This is a genomic window from Candidatus Dormiibacterota bacterium (genome assembly GCA_035544955.1).
Taxonomy (GTDB): domain Bacteria; phylum Chloroflexota; class Dormibacteria; order CF-121; family CF-121; genus CF-13.
Genome location: DASZZN010000047.1, coordinates 19,851 through 38,912, shown reverse-complemented (window position 1 = coordinate 38,912; position 19,062 = coordinate 19,851). Strand labels below are relative to the sequence as shown.

Here is a 19,062-nt window from a genome sequence, read left to right as displayed (position 1 = left end):
AACAGGTCCCAGGGCACATAAAAAATAACGACCGTTCAGATCCGGCCTGCGAGCATTACCAGAGATACCCGACTGACTTCGACTTGCTGCGAGATTTACACCAGAATGCGCATCGGTTCTCCGTCGAGTGGTCGCGGATCGAGCCGGCGCCCGGAGAATTTTCTGCGACGGCGCTGGCGCACTATCGAGATGTTCTACAAGCGTTGCGTGAGCGCGGCATGGAGCCCCTGGTTACGCTGCATCACTTCACGAATCCGACGTGGATCGCTCAGGCGGGCGGCTGGGACGCCCCCCAGACGTCGGAGTATTTCGCCAGGTTTGCGCAGCGGGTCACGGACGAACTTGGAGCGCTGGCGAGCTCCTGGATCACGATCAACGAGCCGACCGTGATCGCATACCAGGGCTACCTTCGGGGCGAGTGGCCTCCCGGGACGCGCGACCTGGGCGCCGCGGCGCGGGTCCTGGTAAACGTGCTGCGCGGACACTGGATGGCGTACGAGCGCATCAAGTCACGGCATGCCGATCTTCAGATCGGCCTGGCGCATCACCTGCGTGTTTTTGACCCGGCCCGGCGGTTCATGCCCCAGGACCGCGCCGTCGCCGCGGCCTTCAACCGGGTGTTCAACGAGACGATGCTCAAGTCACTGCGACTCGGGCGGCTGGTGTTTCCGTTGACGCGCGCCGGACGAGCCAGCGGCCCGCGCCACAGTCAAGATTTTATTGGCCTGAACTACTACGCGCGGGAGCTGGTGAAGTTCAATCATCGTTATCGCGCTGAACTGTTCGGCGAGCGCGTGCTCCCGGCCGGCGCCCCGAAGTCGGATCTCAACTGGGAGGTCTATCCGGAGGGCCTGTACCGAACGCTGCGGTCGCTGGTGCGTGAGCAGCTGCCAATTCTGGTCACTGAGAATGGCATCGCCGACGCCGCGGACGCGAAGCGACCGGAATTCTTGCTGACCCATGTGGGCGCCATGCTACGCGCCATCCAAACCGGCGTCCCGGTGCGCGGCTACTTTCACTGGACGTGTTTGGACAATTTCGAGTGGGCAGAGGGTTATAGTGCGAAATTCGGCTTGATCGCCTGCGATCCGGTGTCCCAGGAGCGCCGGCCACGCCCAAGCGCCCGTTTATACGCCGAGATCTGTCGATTAAACGGCTTGCCGGCTAGTGTCGAGCTTCCGCCAGGGCCTCGGCAGCCCGCTGAGCCAGCCGGCCCGGCCGACCTGCGCTGAGCGTTTCGTTTGGCCGCGGTGGATCGCCGACGAGAAATCGATGCTCCATCTGGGCGATGACCTGGCCGGAGACGTCCAGCTCGGCCATCACGCGGTAGACACCGTCCGCGTGCAGCCGGACGACCGGCTCGGCGATCACGGCCGCCGGATCCAGTTGGTCCGGAATTGTGATCCAGTCGTTGCCCTTGAAGCGCCGCTTCGCGAACCAGCCGCGCACCTCGCGCCAAAGCGCCGTCTCGTGCGCGCGCTCGCGCTCGATACGCCAGCGCAGGCGCGCCCGACCGTGACGTCCAATATCGTCATTGACACAGACGACGCGTAAATGCTGGAGCTTCCCCCGCGGCAGCCGCAGCAGCAGGCCGTCGACGGCGGCCTGGTTCTCGGGTAGGTCGATCGTCAAGAACAATGGCGTGAACGCGTCGGCGACGGCCCGGTAGGCGCGTTTGGGCCGGCGCGCGTGGTCGACGATGGACGCCGTTATCGCCGGAAAGGTATCGACGAACTGAAAAATCAAAACGCCGCCGCAGTGCGCGAACTTCTGCCGGCGGAAGCGATCGATCGCGAAGCGCAGTAAGTGCGCCTGGTATTCCTGGCTGGCTCGCACGCAGGCATCGCGGCTGGGGTGCGTCGACGGTAGGCCGATGCCGCTCCGCGCCCATTCGGCGGGCTGGTAGCCGGCGTAGCGCCAGCTCTCGTCGTCATCGGCAACCGGCCAGCCACGATTGAGGTGCCGCCAGACCGGCGAGTTCGAATTCGGCAGCGCCTGGGCGCCCACTTCGGAGACGAACGCCGGGCTCAGGGCCGCCAGGTCTCGCCAGTGACCCCGGGCCCAGCCCTCGCCGCAATGCAAATCCTGGTCGCCGGCGCCGGGAAGGACCGGTCGCGATGGGTCGAGCGTTCGCATCAGCGTGGAGGCTTCTTCGTCGACGTCGCGATTTAACTGCTCGGTGTGCCTCTCCCCGAGCCAGGCCGACGACCGGCTCCACGGCGGATCCGCGTGAACCGCGTAGCAAATCACCGACGGCTTGTTAAATAGCAGGTGGACCAGCTCTTCGGCCTGCGACATCACCGCGTCGCGGAAAAACGCCAGCGACCGGACATCGGCACGATGCACATAGGACGCGATCAGTGGCATGTCCTGCCAGATCACGAGTCCTGTCTGATCCGCGGCATCGTACAGCGCCGGAGCCTCAACGTGCGCGTTGAGGCGCAGCATGTCCATGTTGGCCTGCTTCGCCAGCTCCAGATCGGCTTTTAATACATCGTCGGCGGCCGCATCGAGAAAGAATTCTGAACAGTAATTGGCGCCGCGCATGAACATGGACCGGCCATTGATGGCGAAGGTCCAGCCCTCGGCCCTCGTTTGAAGCTCGACGTCACGGATGCCGAAGGTCTCATTCAGGCTCGCGCTGCGCCGTTCGTCGGCCGTGATCTCCAGCTCGGCGCGATAGAGCGCCGGCTCGCCGTGGGCCCAGGGATACCAGAGCTGCGGATCCGGTAAGGCGACCTCCACCACCACGTCCTGGACATCGTGGCCATTGAGCCTGAAGGCGCGGCGCATCTCCAGCGGCGCCGCCATCTGGAAATTGTCCCCGCCGACTCGTATCGCGAGTTCCCCGGTCATGATCCGGCCATCGAGGTTGCGCAGCCGGATGCGTAGCGCCAGCCGCGCCAGATCCCCCTGCTCGACGCGAGGCTCGCAGTGCATCCATTCGGCGACGACGTGGCCGACCTGCTCCAGCAGCACGGGCCGCCAGAGCCCCATCGGGACGTGCCAGACGAACTGTTCTCCAAGCCGGCCCAGCTCGCGGCTCGGGTAAGGCTTGGCGTCCGAATCATTGAAGAGACCCATCAGGTGGCGCTTGGCCGCCAGGTCGGTCTCGACCGGAGCCTCGATGCAAACGGCCAGGACGTTCTCTTCGAGTAAGAACGACGAGATATCGAAGCTGAAGGGCGCGAAATAGCCGTAGTGGCTGCCGAGCAGCCGGCCGTTCAGCCAGACGTTGGCAACCAGGAACGCGCCGTCGAATCGCAGCAACGTTCGCTGGCGGTGGCGAGGCCGCGGAAAGCGCACCCGGTACCAGATGGCTTCGTTGCCGGTCGTGGCGCCGTGCAAGCGCGGTACCGGCACCGGCGCCCAGGCGTCATCGTCAAAGTCGGTTCTGGAAAAGCCGCGATCTTCGCCTTCGCCGAGCGTCGCGATGGCCATCCGCCAGCCCGTGGTGAGCTCCTGGCGGTTCAGCGCCTGGGCCGGAAACAGCGAAAGACAATCGTTGAGCGGCATCTCAGGCGGCCCTCTCGGGCATCACGCCGTCCACGGAGCGGACGCGGTAGAACTCGGGCGCTTTGTGAAATTCGTCCGCGAAGCCGTCCGCCAGGTGCTGCTGCACGTCATCGACGCCAGTCGCCTCCACCAGGGCCAGCACGCACCCGCCGAAGCCGCCGCCCATCATCCGCGCGCCGACCACCAGCGGCATCCCGGCGGCGAGCTCCACGAGGCAGTCAAGCTCTCGGCAGCTTACCGCGAAATCGAGGCGAAGACTCTCATGAGACGCATACAGAAGCGGGCCGAGGCCCCGGGAAGCGCGTCGGCGGAGCGCGTCGGCGGCCAGTAAAACCCGGGCATTTTCCGTGACGACGTGTTGGGCCCGGCGCCGTTCAACAGGGTTTGCGATTCGTACGAGGTCGGCCTCGGTTGCGTCTCGCAGGCTGCGCAGCCCGAGCGCCGCGGCGGCGGCCTCGCATTCACGGCGGCGCTCGTTGTAGGCGGACGAGGCCAGCTCGTGCCGCACCCGGCTATCCGCAAGGAGCCAGGCATAGCGGCCGTCGGGGAGCGGCACTTGCTCGTCGCGCATCGACCGGCAATCCAGCAGGATGGCATTGCCGCCTCGTGCCTTGAGGGCCGTGAACGGGTCCATGATCCCCGTGCGCGCGCCCACGAAGCCGTTCTCGGAGGCCTGGCAAAGCTCGGCCGTCTCCAGCGCGGTCATTTCGATCCCACGCGCCGCCAACATGGCGACAGCGCTCGCGACGTCGAGGGCTCCCGATGAGCTCAGCCCCGATCCAACGGGCACGTCCGACGCCACGAATGCATCGAAGCCGGGTCCAGGCTCATGCCGCCGGTCGATTTCGCGCGCAACGCCAATGAGATAGTCCCCCCATTGACCCAACCGCCGGGTGGGTAGCCTGTCGACATCGATCGGCGCTTGATATCGGTCGCTGCGCAAGACGACGCGAGCGTCGCGTCGCAAGCGAAGGGCAACGGCGATGTGCCGATCGATCGCGGCCGGCAGCACGAAGCCCTCGTTGTAGTCCGTGTGCTCGCCGATGATGTTCATCCGACCAGGAGCGACCGCGACGGCGCCCGGCGCGTAGCCAAACGCCTGGCGAAACCCACTGCGGGCGCGTTGATCCAGTTGATGCGGCGCACTCAAGACGCGTTACCCATCTTGACAAAAAGCCAATTAAGCGCTTCGGTCACATTCGCGGCAACGGGCAGCTCCGGCTCGGTGCGGCCGTCGCGATCGAAGTGCCAGGTCTTGATGCCGATCGTCGGCCGCCCATTGCGCAGCGCGAGGGCAATCTCGGATAGCGTGCCCAGACCGCCACCGAGGGCGACGACACCGTCTGCCGTTTGGGCCAGGATCGCGTTGCGGGCATGACCGAGCCCGGTCGCAATCGCGACGTCGAGATACGCGTTCGCCTCGTTAACGTCGTCACCGGGGAGCAGTCCAATCGTTAGGCCGCCGGCCGCCTGGGCGCCGCGGGCCGCATGCTCCATCACGCCGGTCAGTCCGCCACAGATCAGGACGGCATCACGTTGCGCAATGCCGCGGCCCAGCTCGAAGGCTAGATCCGCGAGTGACGTCGGGGGGTCTGATTCACCGCAGACCGCGACCAGGCGCCGTCGAGGACTCAACGACTACGAACTATAACGTTAGATTGTCCGTAGCGGAATAACGCTTGCCTGCTTGAAGTTTCGAATGCTGACCTGGGCCGCCAGGTGCGACGCGACGTCACGATACACCGCGGCCAGTGGCGAATCCGGCTCATGGACCATCAATGGCACGCCCGGGCCGCCGCCCTCACGGATGCGACGGTCCAGCGGGATCTCGCCAAGGAAGGGGATCGTCATGCGCTCGGCGAGGGCCCTGGCACCGCCGTGGCCGAAGATATCGTCGCGCTGACCGCAATGCGGGCAGACGTAGTAGCTCATGTTCTCGACCAGCCCCAGATTCGGAACTTTGAGCGTATTGAACATCTGGATGGCGCGGCCCACGTCGGCCGTGGAAACGTCCTGGGGGGTCGAGACGACGACAGCGCCCGTCATCGGGATGCTTTGCGACATCGTGAGCTGCACATCACCGGTCCCGGGCGGCAGGTCGACGACGAGATAGTCCAACTCGCCCCAGTTGACGTCGAATAAGAATTGCCGAACGGCCCCGGAGAGCATCGGCCCGCGCCAGATAGCCGGCTTATCGGCCTCGATAAAGAATGCAATGGAAATAACTTTTAGTCCGTAGCGCTGGATCGGGATGATCTTCTCGTTCTCGGCGTACGGCTTCTCGTGTTCGGCACCGAGAAGAATCGGCACGTTGGGTCCGTAGACATCGGCGTCGAGCACGCCCACGCGCGCGCCAAGCTGTGACAGGGCGAGCGCAATGTTCACGGCGCAGGTCGACTTGCCGACGCCACCCTTCCCCGCGCCGACCGAGATAATATTTTTGACGGCCTGCACTTGCTGCTTCTGCGGCACGCCACCGGTGCGGGAGACCTGCGCGTCCCACGTGATTTGCGCCTTGGGCGAGCCGGGGAGCGTTGCCAGCGCGGCGTCGATGTCGTCGTGGATCTTGTTCTTCAACGGGCAGGCTGGCGTCGTCAGCACGACCCGCATGCCGATCGTCTGCGCGTCGACCACCGCTACGTCCTGGATCATCTTGAGCTCCATCATCGGGCGGTGAAGCTCAGGATCCTGGACGGTGGACAGCGCCTCCAGGACCGTCTCTTCGGAGAGTTGTGTGACAGCCATCCAAACAAGTCTACCGCGAGCTTCGGATGTAGCTCAGGATGATGTCGTCGATCAGACGCTCCACCGGCGCCAGGTCATCGGTGAACACGATCCCGTTGGGGCCGACCCGCCGGACGCCACCGGTCTGCAGGACCTCGGCCGCGATCGGCTGGAGTTTGGGATTCGATTCGCCGCTGGCCCGCGCGATGAACTGGTCGACGGTCGCCGGGCTGGAGGTCGCGTAGATCACGCTGTTCGTAAATCGTCCATTCGAGTCGATCACGAAGACGTTCGGAAAAACAGCGTTCAGCGTGCCGCTGAGGGCATCGACGAGGCGATTGTCCGTGGGCGTCCGGCCGACGTTGATCGCCAGCACGCCGCCCGACGCGAGGTGCGCCTTGGCGCTCTCGAAGAACTCGCGCGTCGTCAGGTAAAACGGGATATAGGGCTGCCGGTAAGCATCGACCAGGATGACGTCGTAATGACCAGCCTGGGTCGCCATCCAGTAGCGGCCGTCAGCGACGACGACATTCAGGTTCGGCTCGGTCATGGCGAAGTAGCGCCGGCCGACCTCGACGATCTTCGGATCGATCTCGACACCGTCGATGGGCATCGGACCGTCGATCGCCGAGAACTGACGGGCGACCGTGCCGCCCGCAAGCCCGACCAGCGCTACCCGGCTCGGCGGCCGGCCCGAGCCGAAATACGGCGCCAGCAGGGCATCGTCCCAGTAGCCATGCGTGTAGAGGCTGGTGGGATCGTAAATCGAGTGAACGGCGGTGCCCTCGTCCAGCAGCAGTTGCGTCTCCGTGCCAGAACGAACGACCTGGATGTAGTTGTAGGCCGACTCGGTTTCATAAACGCGGACCCCATAGGCCGCGCCCCGGATCGCGCCGCCGGATAGCAGCGCCATGGCCACGATCGCGACGGGAATCAGCAAATACAGGCGTCGCCGGCCTGTCTCGTAGAGCCCGGCGGTCGAGATGGCGGCCAACAAAATCGCCAGCACGAAAATCGTCGGGCGTGTCCCGTAGGTCGGGATCAGCCAGAACACCGGCAGGAACGTCCCGAGGATGCTGCCGAGCGTCGACAGGGCGTAGACGGCGCCCGCCGCGTTGCCGGCCGTCTCCAGCTGCCGAATCCGAAGCCGGATCACGAAGGGCGACACCATGCCGAGCAAGATCACCGGCGCGGCGAACAGCACGATGACGGAGATCAGCGAGCCCAGGACTAACCCGACGGACACCTGCGCGAAGCCACTCTGCGCGATCGACAGGATCGGCCGCGAGACGAGCGGGATGGCGGCCGTCAGCAGAGCCGCTCCGCCGGTTAATTGAAACAGCAGCCGAGCGTCCGGACGGCGGTCGGCCAACCGGCCGCCGGCGTAATAGCCAATGGTCAGATAAATCAGGATCAGCCCGATCAGGGTGCCCCATATGAACAGTGACTGTCCGAAAAATGGCGCCAGCAGGCGCGCGGCGGAGAACTCGATGCCCAGGCTCGCCAGCCCGCCGGTGAACGCCAGCGGCAGCAACAAACGATGCCGCTGGCCCTCGGCAGGCGATGGGAGTCGTGGCACCGAGGCCAACTCAGACTTGATCTCGGGGCGCACCGTCCGTCTCAGGATACGCGGCGGCGCCGCGACGAATTAGTAACCCGCCACCTGTTTGGATGTAACAAGGTTGGCCGGCCCATTTGGCGCCTCCTATTCGGCTCGTTCTAGTAAGCAGGTCATCGATTTCACTCAAGGAGGACCTGAATACGTATGTTTCGACTCACATCGAAGGTGAAGGTTGCGGCCGGCGTTGCGGCTGGCGCGCTCACGCTGGGCGCTGCCGGTGCCTATGCCGCCGCGAACGCCAACAGCACCATTACCGTGAGCCCCACGCCGATTACCCTGGGCTCGGCGAATAACCAGCTGAAGCTGATCGGCTTCAATGGGACGACGACGCTGGCGACGCCGGAGTTCAAGAACGCCGGGGAATGCGTGTCGTTCCTGGCGAAGATCAAGAACATCGCGCTGGCGCCGCAAGGCACCACGACCGGCCCCCTGACGCTGTCGAAGAACTATCACGGCAAGCTGATGAGTGGCGCCCACGCCTGGTGCGAGACCCAGCTGAAGCCGTCCGCCAAGACCGCAAAGACCGACAGCGCTGCAACGGAAACGCCGGAGGCGGCTTCGGCGGACTCGAGCGCGACGCATGGCCATGGCCACGCCAACGGTCACGGCAAGCACGCTAACGCCTAACGAAATACCGCTTAGGGCCTCCCGCTGGAGGCCCTTTTTTATTTGGCGGCGACCGTGCTCAGAAGTGGGCCAGCGTAATCGTGTCGCCAGATCAGGATGGCGAGGTCCTGGCCATCGGGCTCGAGGGCAACCGCCTGCTCGTACACGTAGAAATAGACGTTCTCGAAGGTCCAGCTGCCGAGCTGGCGTTCCCGGAAGCCGGCCTGCAGGCGGCGATCCTGCTCACCAGCCGAGAACAGACCGGTGGCGGATTCGTAGATCGCCTTCAGGATCCGAAGCTGGGCTTCGAGTTCCTCGATGATGACGACCGAACCGCGCTCGAACTTGAGCTTGGCGATCCGGCGGCGCAGATCGTTGATCTCGAGCATGTATTCGTCCATGGGTCAAGTTTATTCAAGAATCGCCGCGAGCAACAGGCCCAGAAGGTCCCTGGAGGAAGGTAACTTGCGCAGGGGCCTAATGAAGCAGCGAGTGGGCGGCGACCATGGGCGCGATCAAGATCGCGATGATATTGATGACTTTGATCATGGGGTTGATCGCCGGCCCGGCCGTGTCTTTGTTGGGATCGCCCACGGTATCGCCGGTAACGGCGGCGGCATGCGTCTCCGTGCCCTTGCCGCCGTAGTGGCCGTCCTCGATGTACTTCTTGGCGTTATCCCAGGCACCGCCGCCCGACGTCATCTGGATCGCCAGGAAGATGCCAGTCACGATCGACCCAATGAGCATGCCGCCCAGCGCCTTCGGTCCGAGGCTGAAGCCCACCAGCAGCGGCGCGGCGACCGGGATCAGCCCGGGGATGATCATTTCTCGTTGCGCCGCCCGCGTGACGAGATCGACGGCGCGCCCGTACTCGGGCTGGGCAGTGCCCTCCATCAGGCCTTTGATTTCGCGGAACTGCCGGCGAACCTCGACAACCACCTGGCCGGCGGCGCGACCGACCGCCAGCATGCTCAACGAACCGAAGAGAAACGGCAGAATGCCGCCGAAAAAGAGCCCGACGATTACCAACGGATCAGTTAGATCAAATGCCAGGTGCGCGCCACGCCCAACTTCTTCCGTGTAGGACGAAAAGAGCACTAACGCGGCGAGCCCGGCGGAGCCGATGGCGTAGCCCTTGGTGACGGCTTTCGTTGTATTGCCCACGGCATCGAGGGGGTCGGTGATGTTCCGGACCGACTCCGGCAGGTTCGCCATTTCCGCGATGCCGCCGGCATTGTCGGTGATGGGGCCATAGGCATCGATGGCCACGATGATGCCGGTCATCGACAGCATCGACATGGCGGCGATGGCGATGCCGTACAAGCCGAAGTCACCGGCCGACGGCTGCTGATTGAGATAGAAGGAGACGAGAATGCCCGTGCCGATCACCAGGACCGGCAGTGCCGTGCTGATCATGCCGATCGCCTGGCCGGCAATGATATTCGTGGCAGCGCCGGTCGTTGAGGCGCGCGCAATCAGCCGCACGGGTGGATAGTCGGCGCTGGTGAAGAACTCGGTGATACCAACCAGCGCGATCGTCACCACGACGCCGACCACCGCCGCCCAAAATAGATTGATATCCAGGCCGATCAACAGCGTCACACCCAGAAATCCCGCCAGAGCTAGGACGGCGCTGACGCCGAGACCTCGATAAAGAGCGCCCATGATCCATGTGCTACGTCCGAGGCGCACGAACAGCGTGCCGATCACCGTCGCGATGATCGAAATAGCGCCCAAGATCAGTGGAAAGAGCACGTACTGGACTTTTCCGGGGAACAGGAGGCTGCCCAGCAGCATGGCGGCAATCGCGGTCACGGCATAGGTCTCGAACAGATCGGCCGCCATGCCGGCGCAGTCACCTACGTTGTCGCCGACGTTGTCCGCGATGACCGCGGGATTGCGTGGATCATCCTCGGGAATGCCGGCTTCGACTTTGCCGACCAGGTCGGCGCCGACGTCCGCCGCCTTCGTGAAGATGCCGCCACCGAGCCGGGCGAAGACACTGATCAGGCTAGCCCCGAACGCGAGGCCGACCAGCGACTGGGGTTTCTGAAAGACCCAATAGGAGACCGCGACGCCCAGCAATCCGAGGCCGACGACGAACAGGCCTGTCACCGCGCCGCCGCGGAACGCGAGTTGGAGCGCCGCGTCGAGCCCACGGGTGGCCGCCTGTGCGGTTCGCACGTTCGCCCGCACGGAGACGTTCATGCCCACGTAGCCAGCTAGCGCCGAGCAACCAGCGCCCACGACGTAGAGCACGCCGGTCTCCCAGTTGATGGCAAACGTGAGGACGAGCGCCAGGACGATGCCGATGACCGCGATCGTGGCGTACTGCCGGTTGAGATAGGCGGCCGCGCCCTCCTGGATGGCGCGCGCGATCCGTCCCATCGTCTCGTTTCCCGCGTCGGACGCCAGCACCCAGCGCGTCAGCAGCCCGCCGTATGCCAGTGCAATCAATGCCGCGACGCTAACGAGAGCCAGGACAGCCATCACTGTCGAGTCATTGATGGTTATGGCGGCCGCGACGAACAGGTTCAGCGCCTCCCTACCTTAGTGTCGGCGTCCCAAAAAAGGCCCGCCGTATTGTACCGTCCGAACGACTATGACCTCGGACGACCAAAGAGCGCAAGGACCTGGTCGCGGATCCACTTGGGCGGCGGCACACCGCCCGGCCGCAGGTGGTCTTTCGCGACCATGACGTCCTCGGGGGGCGCCGGTGACGATATCTCCCGTTTAGGCGGCGCCACAAAGCCGACGCCCAGGGTCTCGGCCAGGTCACGAATGCGGGCAAAGAAGCCCGAGGTGTGCGGCGAGCGATCGAGCTGCAGACCCGTGAAGTCGTAGTGATGTACCCATTCGTGCAGGAGGGTCTCGAGAAAGACTTTGGGGGCGAGCATCTGCTGCCGAATCGCCGTCAAGTTGTAGATCCGGATGGACCCGCGCCGCGGCGTCGACTCCCAGGCGATCCGGTAGTAGCCGTAGGTTTTGACTTCCAGTTTGCCGCCGCGTGTGCGGTGTCGCTGCGGACGGTCGGCCACCGTCAGCTTGCAGGGTGGAAGGCCCGCGGCCTCGTCGAGGACGTCGAGCAGGGCCTGGCCTCTTACCTGCCGTCCGGCTGCCGTCGTCTCGTCCAGGATCGAGAGCGCGATGCCTTTTCCCAGCGGAAACTCGCGCCACGTGACCGATTCAACGCCCTTGCTGCGATCGTAGGCGGATTTGGGCATTCCCTGTCATTATGGGCGCGTGCCGCAGTCCAGCATCATCGTCGTCGGCAACGAGATCCTCCGCGGATTCACGGTCGACACCAACTCCAACTGGCTGGCGGGCCGCCTGTTCCAGTGTGGGTTTCCGGTGCGGATGATGACGACCATTGGCGACGTCGACGCGGACATCGTCGCGGCAATCCATGAACATGTCGCACGTCCCGAGCCCTCACGGATCTTCGTCTGTGGTGGGCTCGGGCCGACGCCGGACGATCGGACCTATGTCGCGTTGGCCCGCGCGCTCGACCAGCCCCTCGTCTACCGGCGCGAGGTCGGAGCGCAAATGCAGAACCTGATGTTCATCATGAACATGGCGACGCGCCGCGGTACTGCCGGGCTCAATGCGGGCAACCGGCGGATGGCGATGCTGCCCGAGGGAGCGATGCTCGTGCGCAACGGCGCGGGCATGGCCCCCGGTCTCGCGTTCGACCTGGGACAGGATCGCTACGTCTTTGCCCTGCCAGGTGTGCCACACGAGCTTCGTTCGGTCTACGAGGACATCGAAATTCGCTACCTGACGGGCAGCCACGGTGACGCGGTCCGGGAGCTGCACTACAAGCTCGCGCCGGAGAGCATGTTCCACGACGTCATGAGAGACCTCGAGCGCGAATATCCGGACGTGTCGCTGGGGTCGTATCCGCAGACGGAAACACGCGAGCTGATCCTGCGCGCATCAGGGCCCGATCCCGGCCGCGTCGAGGCCGTGATCAACGCCATCCGCGACCGCATCAAACAGTTCACGCCGGTCGGCTGATTCGCCTACGGGGGCCCGACCCTACCCTCTCCGGCAAGGGGCGAGGGAATTCTGGCTATTTGCCTTTGAATTCGGGCTGTTGCTTGGCGACAAAGGACATGATGCCGATCATGGCGTCCTCGGTCATGGCCGCTTTCCCGAAGTTCTCGGCTTCGACCTCGAACCCTTTGCCCGGGGACCGCTCCAGGCCCGCCAGCAGCGCCTCTTTCGCCAAGCGCAGTGCGATCGGCGCGGCCTGCGCCAGCTTGCGGGCACGCGCGAGCGCGGCCTCGTGAAAGCCAGCAGCGGGGATCGCCGCCGTGATCAACCCGATGGCGGCCGCTTCGGGCGCTTTCAGCCGTAACGACTCGAAGATCATTTCCGTCGCGCGAGCGCGACCCACGACGCGGGGCAGTCGCTGCGTCCCACCCGCGCCCGGGATCAGCCCAACGTTCGGTTCGGTCTGACCGATCGTCGAACGGCCATCGTCGATCATCAGCCGGTAGTCGCAGACGAGCGCCAGCTCGCATCCGCCGCCAAGGGCATGCCCGTTGATGGCGGCGATCAGCGGTTTGGGGAAATGCTCGATCTCGCTGAACGCGGCCTGGCTGCGGCGCGACATCTGCGCCACGCGCTCCAGCGTCTCGGGATTCTCCCGATCGAACCCGCCATTGCCACCCATGGACTTGAGGTCCGCGCCGGCCATGAAATAGCGGTCGATGGCGCTGGTAAGCAGCACCACTCGCGTCGCATCGTCGTCTTTGAGCGGGTTGAGCGCGTTGATCAGTTCTTCCTGGAGCTCGGGCACCAGGGCGTTGACCGGCGGCCGGTTCATGCGAATCGTCGTCACGAAGTCCGTGGTGGAGACGTCCATCAGGCCGGCCATCAAAACGTGAACAGGTCCAGGCCGCCCGTTACGGGCAAAGCCACGCCGGTGATGTACCCGGCGACCGGTGAGCACAGGAACGCGATCGCGTTGGCGATGTCCTCCGGCTCGCCCGGGCGGCGCAGGGCCACGCGCTTGATCATGCGCTCGTTCATGTCGGGGCGGCCCATCTTGAACGCTTCCGTGGCGATGATGCCGGGCACGATGGCATTGACCGTGATGGCGTAGCGGGCGCCTTCCAGCGCGAGCGTTCTTGCCAGGCCGACCAGGCCGGCCTTGGTCGTCGAATAGCTCGCCTGGCCAAAGCCTCCCAGCGCGCCGGCGATCGAGGACATCATGATGATCCGCCCCCAGTTCCGCTGCTTCATGTGGGGCCAGACAGCCTTCGAGACATTGAATGCGCCGGTCAGGTTGACTTTCAGGTCGCGGTCCCAGAGCGCGTCGACCTGGTTGTCGACGGTCCCCATGTGGTCGAGTGTGCCGGCGTTGTTCACGAGAATATCCAGGCTGCCGAACTCTTTGACCACCTGGTCGACGACGGTCTTTACTTGTTCTCGATTCGTGACGTCCATCTTCAGGGCGACCGAGCGCCGCCCCATCTCGCGAATCTCGCTGGACGTCTTCTCCGAATAGACGGCCTTCTGGGAAGCCATCGCCTGCGAGAGCACGCTCTGCGAGGCTTCCGCCGTCTTCTCCAGCTCCGGATCGCTTTCGATCAGGATGTCCGTGACCACCACGTCGGCGCCGGCGCGGGCCAGCGCCAGGCAGTCGGCCCGGCCCAGACCGCGTGACCCGCCGGTCACGAGGGCGACTTTCCCCTTGAGATCGATCATGATTAGCTCGCCTTCCGGATCAGTGGCTTCGGTTGTTCGCGTGTCAGCGGGCGGCGCTCGCCCGAAATCGCTCGAGAGATGACCAGCCGCTGGATCTCGGAGGTCCCTTCCCAGATCTGGTAGATCTTGGCATCGCGCATCCACTTCTCGACGGGATACTCGCGGATGTAGCCGTTTCCGCCGAGGACCTGGACCGCGTCCACAGTGACCTGCATCGCCATATCGGCGGCGAAAGCCTTCGCCATGCTGCCCTCGGCGCGCGTGAAGAGCATGTTGTTCTGCGCCATCCAGCCCGCCCGCCAGGTGAGCAGGCGCGCGGCGTCGATGTTGATCGCCATCTCGGCCAGCTTGAAGCCGATGCCCTCGTGCTTGATGATCGGCTTGCCGAAGGCAACGCGCTGCTGCGCGTAGTCGAGTGCGTATTCATAGGCGGCCCGGGCGATGCCGAGGGAGCCGGCAGCGACCGCCGGCCGCGAGTACTCGAGCATCTGCAAGGCGCCCAGTGCGCCGGGGCCGGCATCGGGATCACCGGGCTCGCCGCCAAGGCGATTCTCGGCTGGGACAAAGCAGTCCTGCAGGATCACCTGCGCCGTGTGCGAAGCGCGCACGCCGAGCTTCTTTTCTTTCCGGCCCATGCTGAGGCCCTTATTGCCCTTTTCGACGACGAAGGCCGCGATGCCCGCTGCGCCGATGCTCGGGTCCGTATTGGCGAAGATCACGTGCAGGTCGGCGATCCCGCCGTTGGTGATGAACTGCTTGGTGCCGTTGATCAGGTAGCCGCCGTCGACCTTCTTCGCCGTGGTCGTGATCGCCATGGCATCACTACCGGTGCCGGGCTCCGTGAGTCCCATGGCACCCACGACCGGGCTTTTGGCACTGCAAAACTCGCGGATCCATTTTTGCTTCTGCCCCTCGCTGCCCATCGCCAGGATGGCGGTCGCGGCCAGTCCCGTGCCGGTGATGGCCACCGCGATGCCGGCGCAGCCCCAGTGGAGCTCTTCGGCGATCAGCATGTTGGCAATCATGTCGAGGCCGCCCCCACCGTAGGCTTCCGGCATCACCGCGACCGGTGTCAGCCCCACTTCGTGGGCCTTCTTCAACACCGGCCAGGGGAACTCCTCGGTCTCGTCGTAGTGCGGCGCCACCGGCCGGATCTCCTTCTCGGCGAATTCGTGGGCGAGCGCCTTGATGTCTTCTTGCTCGGGGGTCAGCGTGAAGTCAAGCGGCATGGGTTGTGCTCCTTTGTGGCGGGAACTCGGCCTCAGCCACACCTTTGTTGAAGACTTTCTCTCCGCGTTGATTGGTCACGACCAGGTTAATCAGCACGCGTCGTGTCGCCTCGTCTTTCGACGCGACGCTTCCCGAGACGGTCACGTCGTCACCGGGAAGAACCATCCCGGCGAAACGCCCCTGCAGGCGCTTCAGTAACGAACGATCGCCCAGCCAGTCGGTCACCATCTGGTTGGCGAAGGCCATCGTGAGCATCCCGTGGGCGATCACGCCGGGCAGTCCGGCGGAGCGCGCGAAGCCGTCGTCCAGGTGGATCGGGTTGCGGTCGCCAGAGGCCTCCGCGTACCGACGGATCTGTTCGACCGTCACGTGCTTGGTCAAGGAGGGCACCGTGTGCCCGGCGCTGACGTTTTCGAAATCCAAGGCACTCATCGTTTTCATGGCTTGCGAATGATGAAGAGGGCCGTGCCATCTGAGACCGGCTGACCCTGTTCATCGATCGCTTTGAGTTCGAACGTGACCAGGTCCATGTCGCCGCGCGTGTGAATCGCGGTCAGGCGCCCCGTGGTGCGGATGCGATCGCCCGGACGGACCGGCCTTTGGAAACTAAAGCGCTGTTCACCGTGCACCAGGTGCGCGACGTCCAGGGCCACCTCCTGGTCGCTCCAGAGCTGCCAGTAGGCGTCGAAGCCGTAGACCATGGCATAAGTCGGTGGCGCGATCAACTCGCCGTCCTCCCGCACGTCGCCCACGGCCGCCATGTAATCCCGGATCGACTGCTCGGTGACTTGATAGGGCGCCGTCTCGTAGCTCCGGCCGACCCATCGCGCGTCCGTCACTACTGCAACAGCCCCTGCAGTTTCATCGCCAGCCCCATGTCGCCCTTGACCTTGAGCTTCTGCTGCATGAACGCCGTCACGGGGTTCAATTTGCCGGTGGCGATGCTCATCCAATCATCCGTGGTGGCGATCAGCGTCGTGTTGGGGCTCTGCGCCGGCCCTTGCGTGAGCGTGGGCGCGCCGTTGGCGATCTGCAGCGTCCACGATTCGCCGCTCAGGTCGAACTGGTAGGTCGCATTCAGGCCCGCCGACTTCTCCGGATGCGACTTGATGCGATTCTGGATCTCGGTGAAAACTTCCTTGGCTTCAGGCATGTGTGCCTCCTTCTTGTGATAGCGAGCTTGGGATCGATGCCGCGCCATTGAGGAACAGGCTGGCGCACGCCTGGGCGAGCGCGGCGGCGCTCATGGATGGCTCTTTGATGCGCTGAAAGTGCTGCCAGTAGGCGAGCTGCGCCGCCAGACCGAGGAGCGCGAAGGCGGCCACCGCGGTCTCCCGTACACCGAGCTCACTAAGGGTCGGCACAAAGGCGGCGGCAAGGGTCTGATGCAACTCGGTCTGCCGAGCCTCGAAACTCTCGTCGATGCCCAGCCCCTCGATCGTCAGCCGGCGGTTCCACGCAGCGTACTCCTGATAGAAGTCGAAAAATGCCTCGAGCCCGGCCACGAGCCGTTTGCGGGCGTCGGTCTCATCACGGGTGGCCCAGTAGATCCGGCGGCGCAGCAGCGTCGCCATCTCGTTCTGCAGTGCCCCGAAGACACCCTTCTTGTCGACGAAATACAGGTAGAACGCACCCTGGGAAAGGCCGGCTGCCTGCACAACCGCACTAACGGTCGTGCCGTGGTAGCCGTCACGTTCGAAGATCCGGCGGGCGGCTTCCAGGAGCTCGCCACGGCGCACCCACTGCCGCTCGGTCAGCGGCGATTCGCTGGCGGTTCGGCTACTGACTGACACGTCAGTCACCAGCCTAGCAGGTTCGTCGGCCGGCTGCCTAACGGACGATCACAAAGAAGCGTTCGGTCGCCCTGTCCGCCTGGCTGGCCGCCGTGATGATCACGGCCTTGAACGGGTCCGCGTTTGCGCCCAGCGTGCTGCTGGAGCTCAGGCCCGTCTGGGATCCGAGTGGGGATTGACGGATCGCGTTCAACAGCCTGGCGACGTCCACGTACACGATGGCCGCGGGCTTGGCCAGCGACGCCGCGCTGGACGTCTTGTAGGTCGGATCGGACGCGATGGTCGCCGCACCCTTGTGTGCATCGATGATCGCTTTGACTTCGGCCGGCGTTGACGCGAGGATGCCCATCCCGTCGAGCACGGCATACGAGGGGATGAAGGTTTCGCCGGCCCCGAGCTGACCGAGCAAGGGGGACGCCCAGGAGGTGATCACGACGCCGCGGTAGGTGGTCCTGCTCAGAGAGCTGGCCGGCGGCGTTACGGCGACACCGGACGGAGAGCCGAAGCTCGAGCCCGCTGCCCCCTCCGCCAGCGCCAGCAGCCTGGCGAAGAAGGCGTTCATCGTGCGCGCGTCATCGGTTCCCAAAAGGATCGCGCCCGCGGGCAGACCGTTTTGGCCGACGCTGACCTCCAGCCCCGCGTCGCCGGTGAGATGGGGCAGGACACCGGCCGGGCCGGTGAGGCCGACCGCGTCGGTGCCGGCTTTCACGGACGCCGTGTTGCCCGACTGGTCGAGCACCGTCTGGATGGTTCGGTTCAGGCTGGTGATGGAAAGAAACGCGTCGCTGGCCTTCGGAATCCAGCTGACCAGGGTGTCGGCGCGCTCCGGGTGCGCGAGCGCCTCGCGGGTTGCCGGCGAGAGCTTCGATTGGTCGAACTTGACCAGGACATCGGTGAGCAAGCCGTCGCCATTCGCCGAGAGCGTGGCCCCAATCCCCTGCAGCGCGTCGAGGTCGTTCACGTTCTTGAGCGCGAGGCCGAGGGCGGGTGTGGTGGCCATATCTTTCTTCACGTTGCCCACGATCGACTTGCCGTTGACGTACACGAGAGCAAGGTGGTCGGAGGGCAACCCGGCAAGGGTTGCCTTGTAATCACTCGAGTCCACCAGGCGTGGGGCCCTTCCCTCGTCCGTGTCGATGATCTCGTGCATCAATGCGCTCGAGGTGGCGAAGACCACGACGTGATCGACAATGCTGTACGCCGCGGTCCTCCCCGATGTGTCCGTCGGCGTCCCGACGGAGATCGTGATGCCGTTGTACGTCTCATCCTTCCACCGATAATTTTTGGCCCACGTGCTCGCACGCAGTTTCGCCAGCATGGCGCGCGCCTTGGTGTCGTCACGGGACACCGCATAGAAGGCGGCATGGCTGTCCGCCGTGCTACCGTCCGCAGTGCTCTTCAGGTTCAGCCTGAGGCTGAGACCAATCTCGGAACCGAGCCAGGGCTGGATATCACCGCTGAACGACATCCCCGAATCCTTGAGGACCTGATCGAGCTTGTCGGCGATGGCCTTGTCGGTCTTGTAATCAGGGAAGCTATGCACGGCCCGCAGGAGGTTGACCTTCTGCGGCACGGAGGGATCGAGGTTCGCCACCGCGATCACGTCCGCGGTCGCGGGCACCATCTTCTCGACGGCAGCGTTCGGTTTGACGAGCAGCAACACGGCTGCCGCGCTGACGGCGCCGAGGGCGAGGACCGCCGCGGCGGGAATCAGCAGCCGTCGATGGCGGAGCAACCAGGACTGAGGCGCTGCCGCAGGCGCGACCGGCACGGCCGGCGGGATACCCTGGCCGGGATCGGGCTGGGGGGCTGGGGTCAGGTCGCCTTCGGTGCTCATCGGAGGGATGCCTCACAGCA

At 64.8% G+C, this 19,062-nt stretch carries 19 protein-coding genes; 3 read left to right on the top strand and 16 right to left on the bottom strand.

What is annotated here, in order from left to right:
* The first annotated feature begins 17 nt into the window (after positions 1–17).
* Complete coding sequence (locus VHK65_17195; GenBank protein ID HVS07886.1) at positions 18–1,232, top strand: glycoside hydrolase family 1 protein; 1,215 nt, start codon at positions 18–20, stop codon at positions 1,230–1,232.
* On the opposite strand, the gene VHK65_17190 is transcribed toward VHK65_17195, so the two are convergent.
* The 5 genes from VHK65_17190 to VHK65_17170 are packed head-to-tail and all read right to left on the bottom strand — an operon-like array spanning position 1,165 to position 7,852.
* A complete protein-coding gene (locus VHK65_17190) occupies positions 1,165–3,516 on the bottom strand; it encodes a glycoside hydrolase family 2 TIM barrel-domain containing protein (GenBank protein HVS07885.1) in 2,352 nt (783 codons plus the stop codon). The two genes, VHK65_17195 and VHK65_17190, sit on opposite strands and share 68 nt — an antisense overlap.
* A 1-nt stretch (position 3,517) precedes the next feature.
* The gene (gene galK, locus VHK65_17185) at positions 3,518–4,666 is read right to left on the bottom strand and encodes a galactokinase (GenBank protein ID HVS07884.1); all 1,149 of its coding nucleotides are present in this window, start codon (positions 4,664–4,666) and stop codon (positions 3,518–3,520) included.
* The gene (locus tag VHK65_17180; protein HVS07883.1) at positions 4,663–5,151 is read right to left on the bottom strand and encodes a TIGR00725 family protein; all 489 of its coding nucleotides are present in this window, start codon (positions 5,149–5,151) and stop codon (positions 4,663–4,665) included. Before VHK65_17180 ends, galK begins: the two co-directional genes overlap by 4 nt.
* Positions 5,152–5,169: 18 nt before the next feature.
* On the bottom strand, positions 5,170–6,261 hold the full coding sequence (locus VHK65_17175; GenBank protein HVS07882.1) for an Mrp/NBP35 family ATP-binding protein: 1,092 nt from the start codon (positions 6,259–6,261) through the stop codon (positions 5,170–5,172).
* A gap of 10 nt (positions 6,262–6,271) precedes the next feature.
* Entirely contained in the window at positions 6,272–7,852 is a 1,581-nt protein-coding gene (locus VHK65_17170; GenBank protein ID HVS07881.1) for a fused MFS/spermidine synthase, read from the bottom strand.
* A gap of 153 nt (positions 7,853–8,005) precedes the next feature.
* Between VHK65_17170 and VHK65_17165 the strand changes: the two genes are divergently transcribed.
* Positions 8,006–8,488, top strand: a complete 483-nt coding sequence (locus VHK65_17165) for a hypothetical protein (GenBank protein ID HVS07880.1) — start codon at positions 8,006–8,008, stop codon at positions 8,486–8,488.
* Between the two features lie 38 nt (positions 8,489–8,526).
* On the opposite strand, the gene VHK65_17160 is transcribed toward VHK65_17165, so the two are convergent.
* The 3 genes from VHK65_17160 to VHK65_17150 all read right to left on the bottom strand — a co-directional run bounded on the left by VHK65_17160 (position 8,527) and on the right by VHK65_17150 (position 11,691).
* The gene (locus tag VHK65_17160) at positions 8,527–8,868 is read right to left on the bottom strand and encodes a hypothetical protein (protein ID HVS07879.1); all 342 of its coding nucleotides are present in this window, start codon (positions 8,866–8,868) and stop codon (positions 8,527–8,529) included.
* Between the two features lie 76 nt (positions 8,869–8,944).
* The gene (locus VHK65_17155; protein HVS07878.1) at positions 8,945–10,957 is read right to left on the bottom strand and encodes a sodium-translocating pyrophosphatase; all 2,013 of its coding nucleotides are present in this window, start codon (positions 10,955–10,957) and stop codon (positions 8,945–8,947) included.
* A 110-nt stretch (positions 10,958–11,067) separates the two neighbouring features.
* Complete coding sequence (locus VHK65_17150; GenBank protein HVS07877.1) at positions 11,068–11,691, bottom strand: hypothetical protein; 624 nt, start codon at positions 11,689–11,691, stop codon at positions 11,068–11,070.
* Between the two features lie 19 nt (positions 11,692–11,710).
* On the opposite strand from VHK65_17150, the gene VHK65_17145 reads away from it, so the two are divergent.
* Positions 11,711–12,484, top strand: coding sequence for a molybdopterin-binding protein (locus VHK65_17145; protein ID HVS07876.1), 774 nt, complete (start codon positions 11,711–11,713; stop codon positions 12,482–12,484).
* 55 nt (positions 12,485–12,539) lie between these two features.
* On the opposite strand, the gene VHK65_17140 is transcribed toward VHK65_17145, so the two are convergent.
* The 8 genes from VHK65_17140 to VHK65_17105 are packed head-to-tail and all read right to left on the bottom strand — an operon-like array spanning position 12,540 to position 19,042.
* The gene (locus tag VHK65_17140) at positions 12,540–13,349 is read right to left on the bottom strand and encodes an enoyl-CoA hydratase-related protein (GenBank protein HVS07875.1); all 810 of its coding nucleotides are present in this window, start codon (positions 13,347–13,349) and stop codon (positions 12,540–12,542) included.
* Positions 13,349–14,182, bottom strand: coding sequence for an SDR family NAD(P)-dependent oxidoreductase (locus VHK65_17135; protein HVS07874.1), 834 nt, complete (start codon positions 14,180–14,182; stop codon positions 13,349–13,351). Before VHK65_17135 ends, VHK65_17140 begins: the two co-directional genes overlap by 1 nt.
* A gap of 2 nt (positions 14,183–14,184) precedes the next feature.
* Positions 14,185–15,411: an acyl-CoA dehydrogenase family protein gene (locus VHK65_17130; protein ID HVS07873.1), complete on the bottom strand. Its 1,227-nt coding sequence runs from the start codon at positions 15,409–15,411 to the stop codon at positions 14,185–14,187.
* Positions 15,401–15,844, bottom strand: coding sequence for a MaoC/PaaZ C-terminal domain-containing protein (locus tag VHK65_17125; protein HVS07872.1), 444 nt, complete (start codon positions 15,842–15,844; stop codon positions 15,401–15,403). Before VHK65_17125 ends, VHK65_17130 begins: the two co-directional genes overlap by 11 nt.
* 5 nt (positions 15,845–15,849) lie before the next feature.
* A complete protein-coding gene (locus tag VHK65_17120; protein HVS07871.1) occupies positions 15,850–16,251 on the bottom strand; it encodes a MaoC family dehydratase N-terminal domain-containing protein in 402 nt (133 codons plus the stop codon).
* Positions 16,251–16,565 carry an SCP2 sterol-binding domain-containing protein gene (locus tag VHK65_17115; protein HVS07870.1) on the bottom strand — a complete coding sequence of 105 codons (315 nt, stop codon included), beginning with the start codon at positions 16,563–16,565 and terminating at the stop codon, positions 16,251–16,253. Before VHK65_17115 ends, VHK65_17120 begins: the two co-directional genes overlap by 1 nt.
* Positions 16,558–17,205, bottom strand: a complete 648-nt coding sequence (locus VHK65_17110) for a helix-turn-helix domain-containing protein (GenBank protein ID HVS07869.1) — start codon at positions 17,203–17,205, stop codon at positions 16,558–16,560. Before VHK65_17110 ends, VHK65_17115 begins: the two co-directional genes overlap by 8 nt.
* Positions 17,206–17,242: 37 nt before the next feature.
* Positions 17,243–19,042, bottom strand: coding sequence for a DUF3352 domain-containing protein (locus VHK65_17105; protein ID HVS07868.1), 1,800 nt, complete (start codon positions 19,040–19,042; stop codon positions 17,243–17,245).
* Positions 19,043–19,062 lie beyond the last annotated feature (20 nt).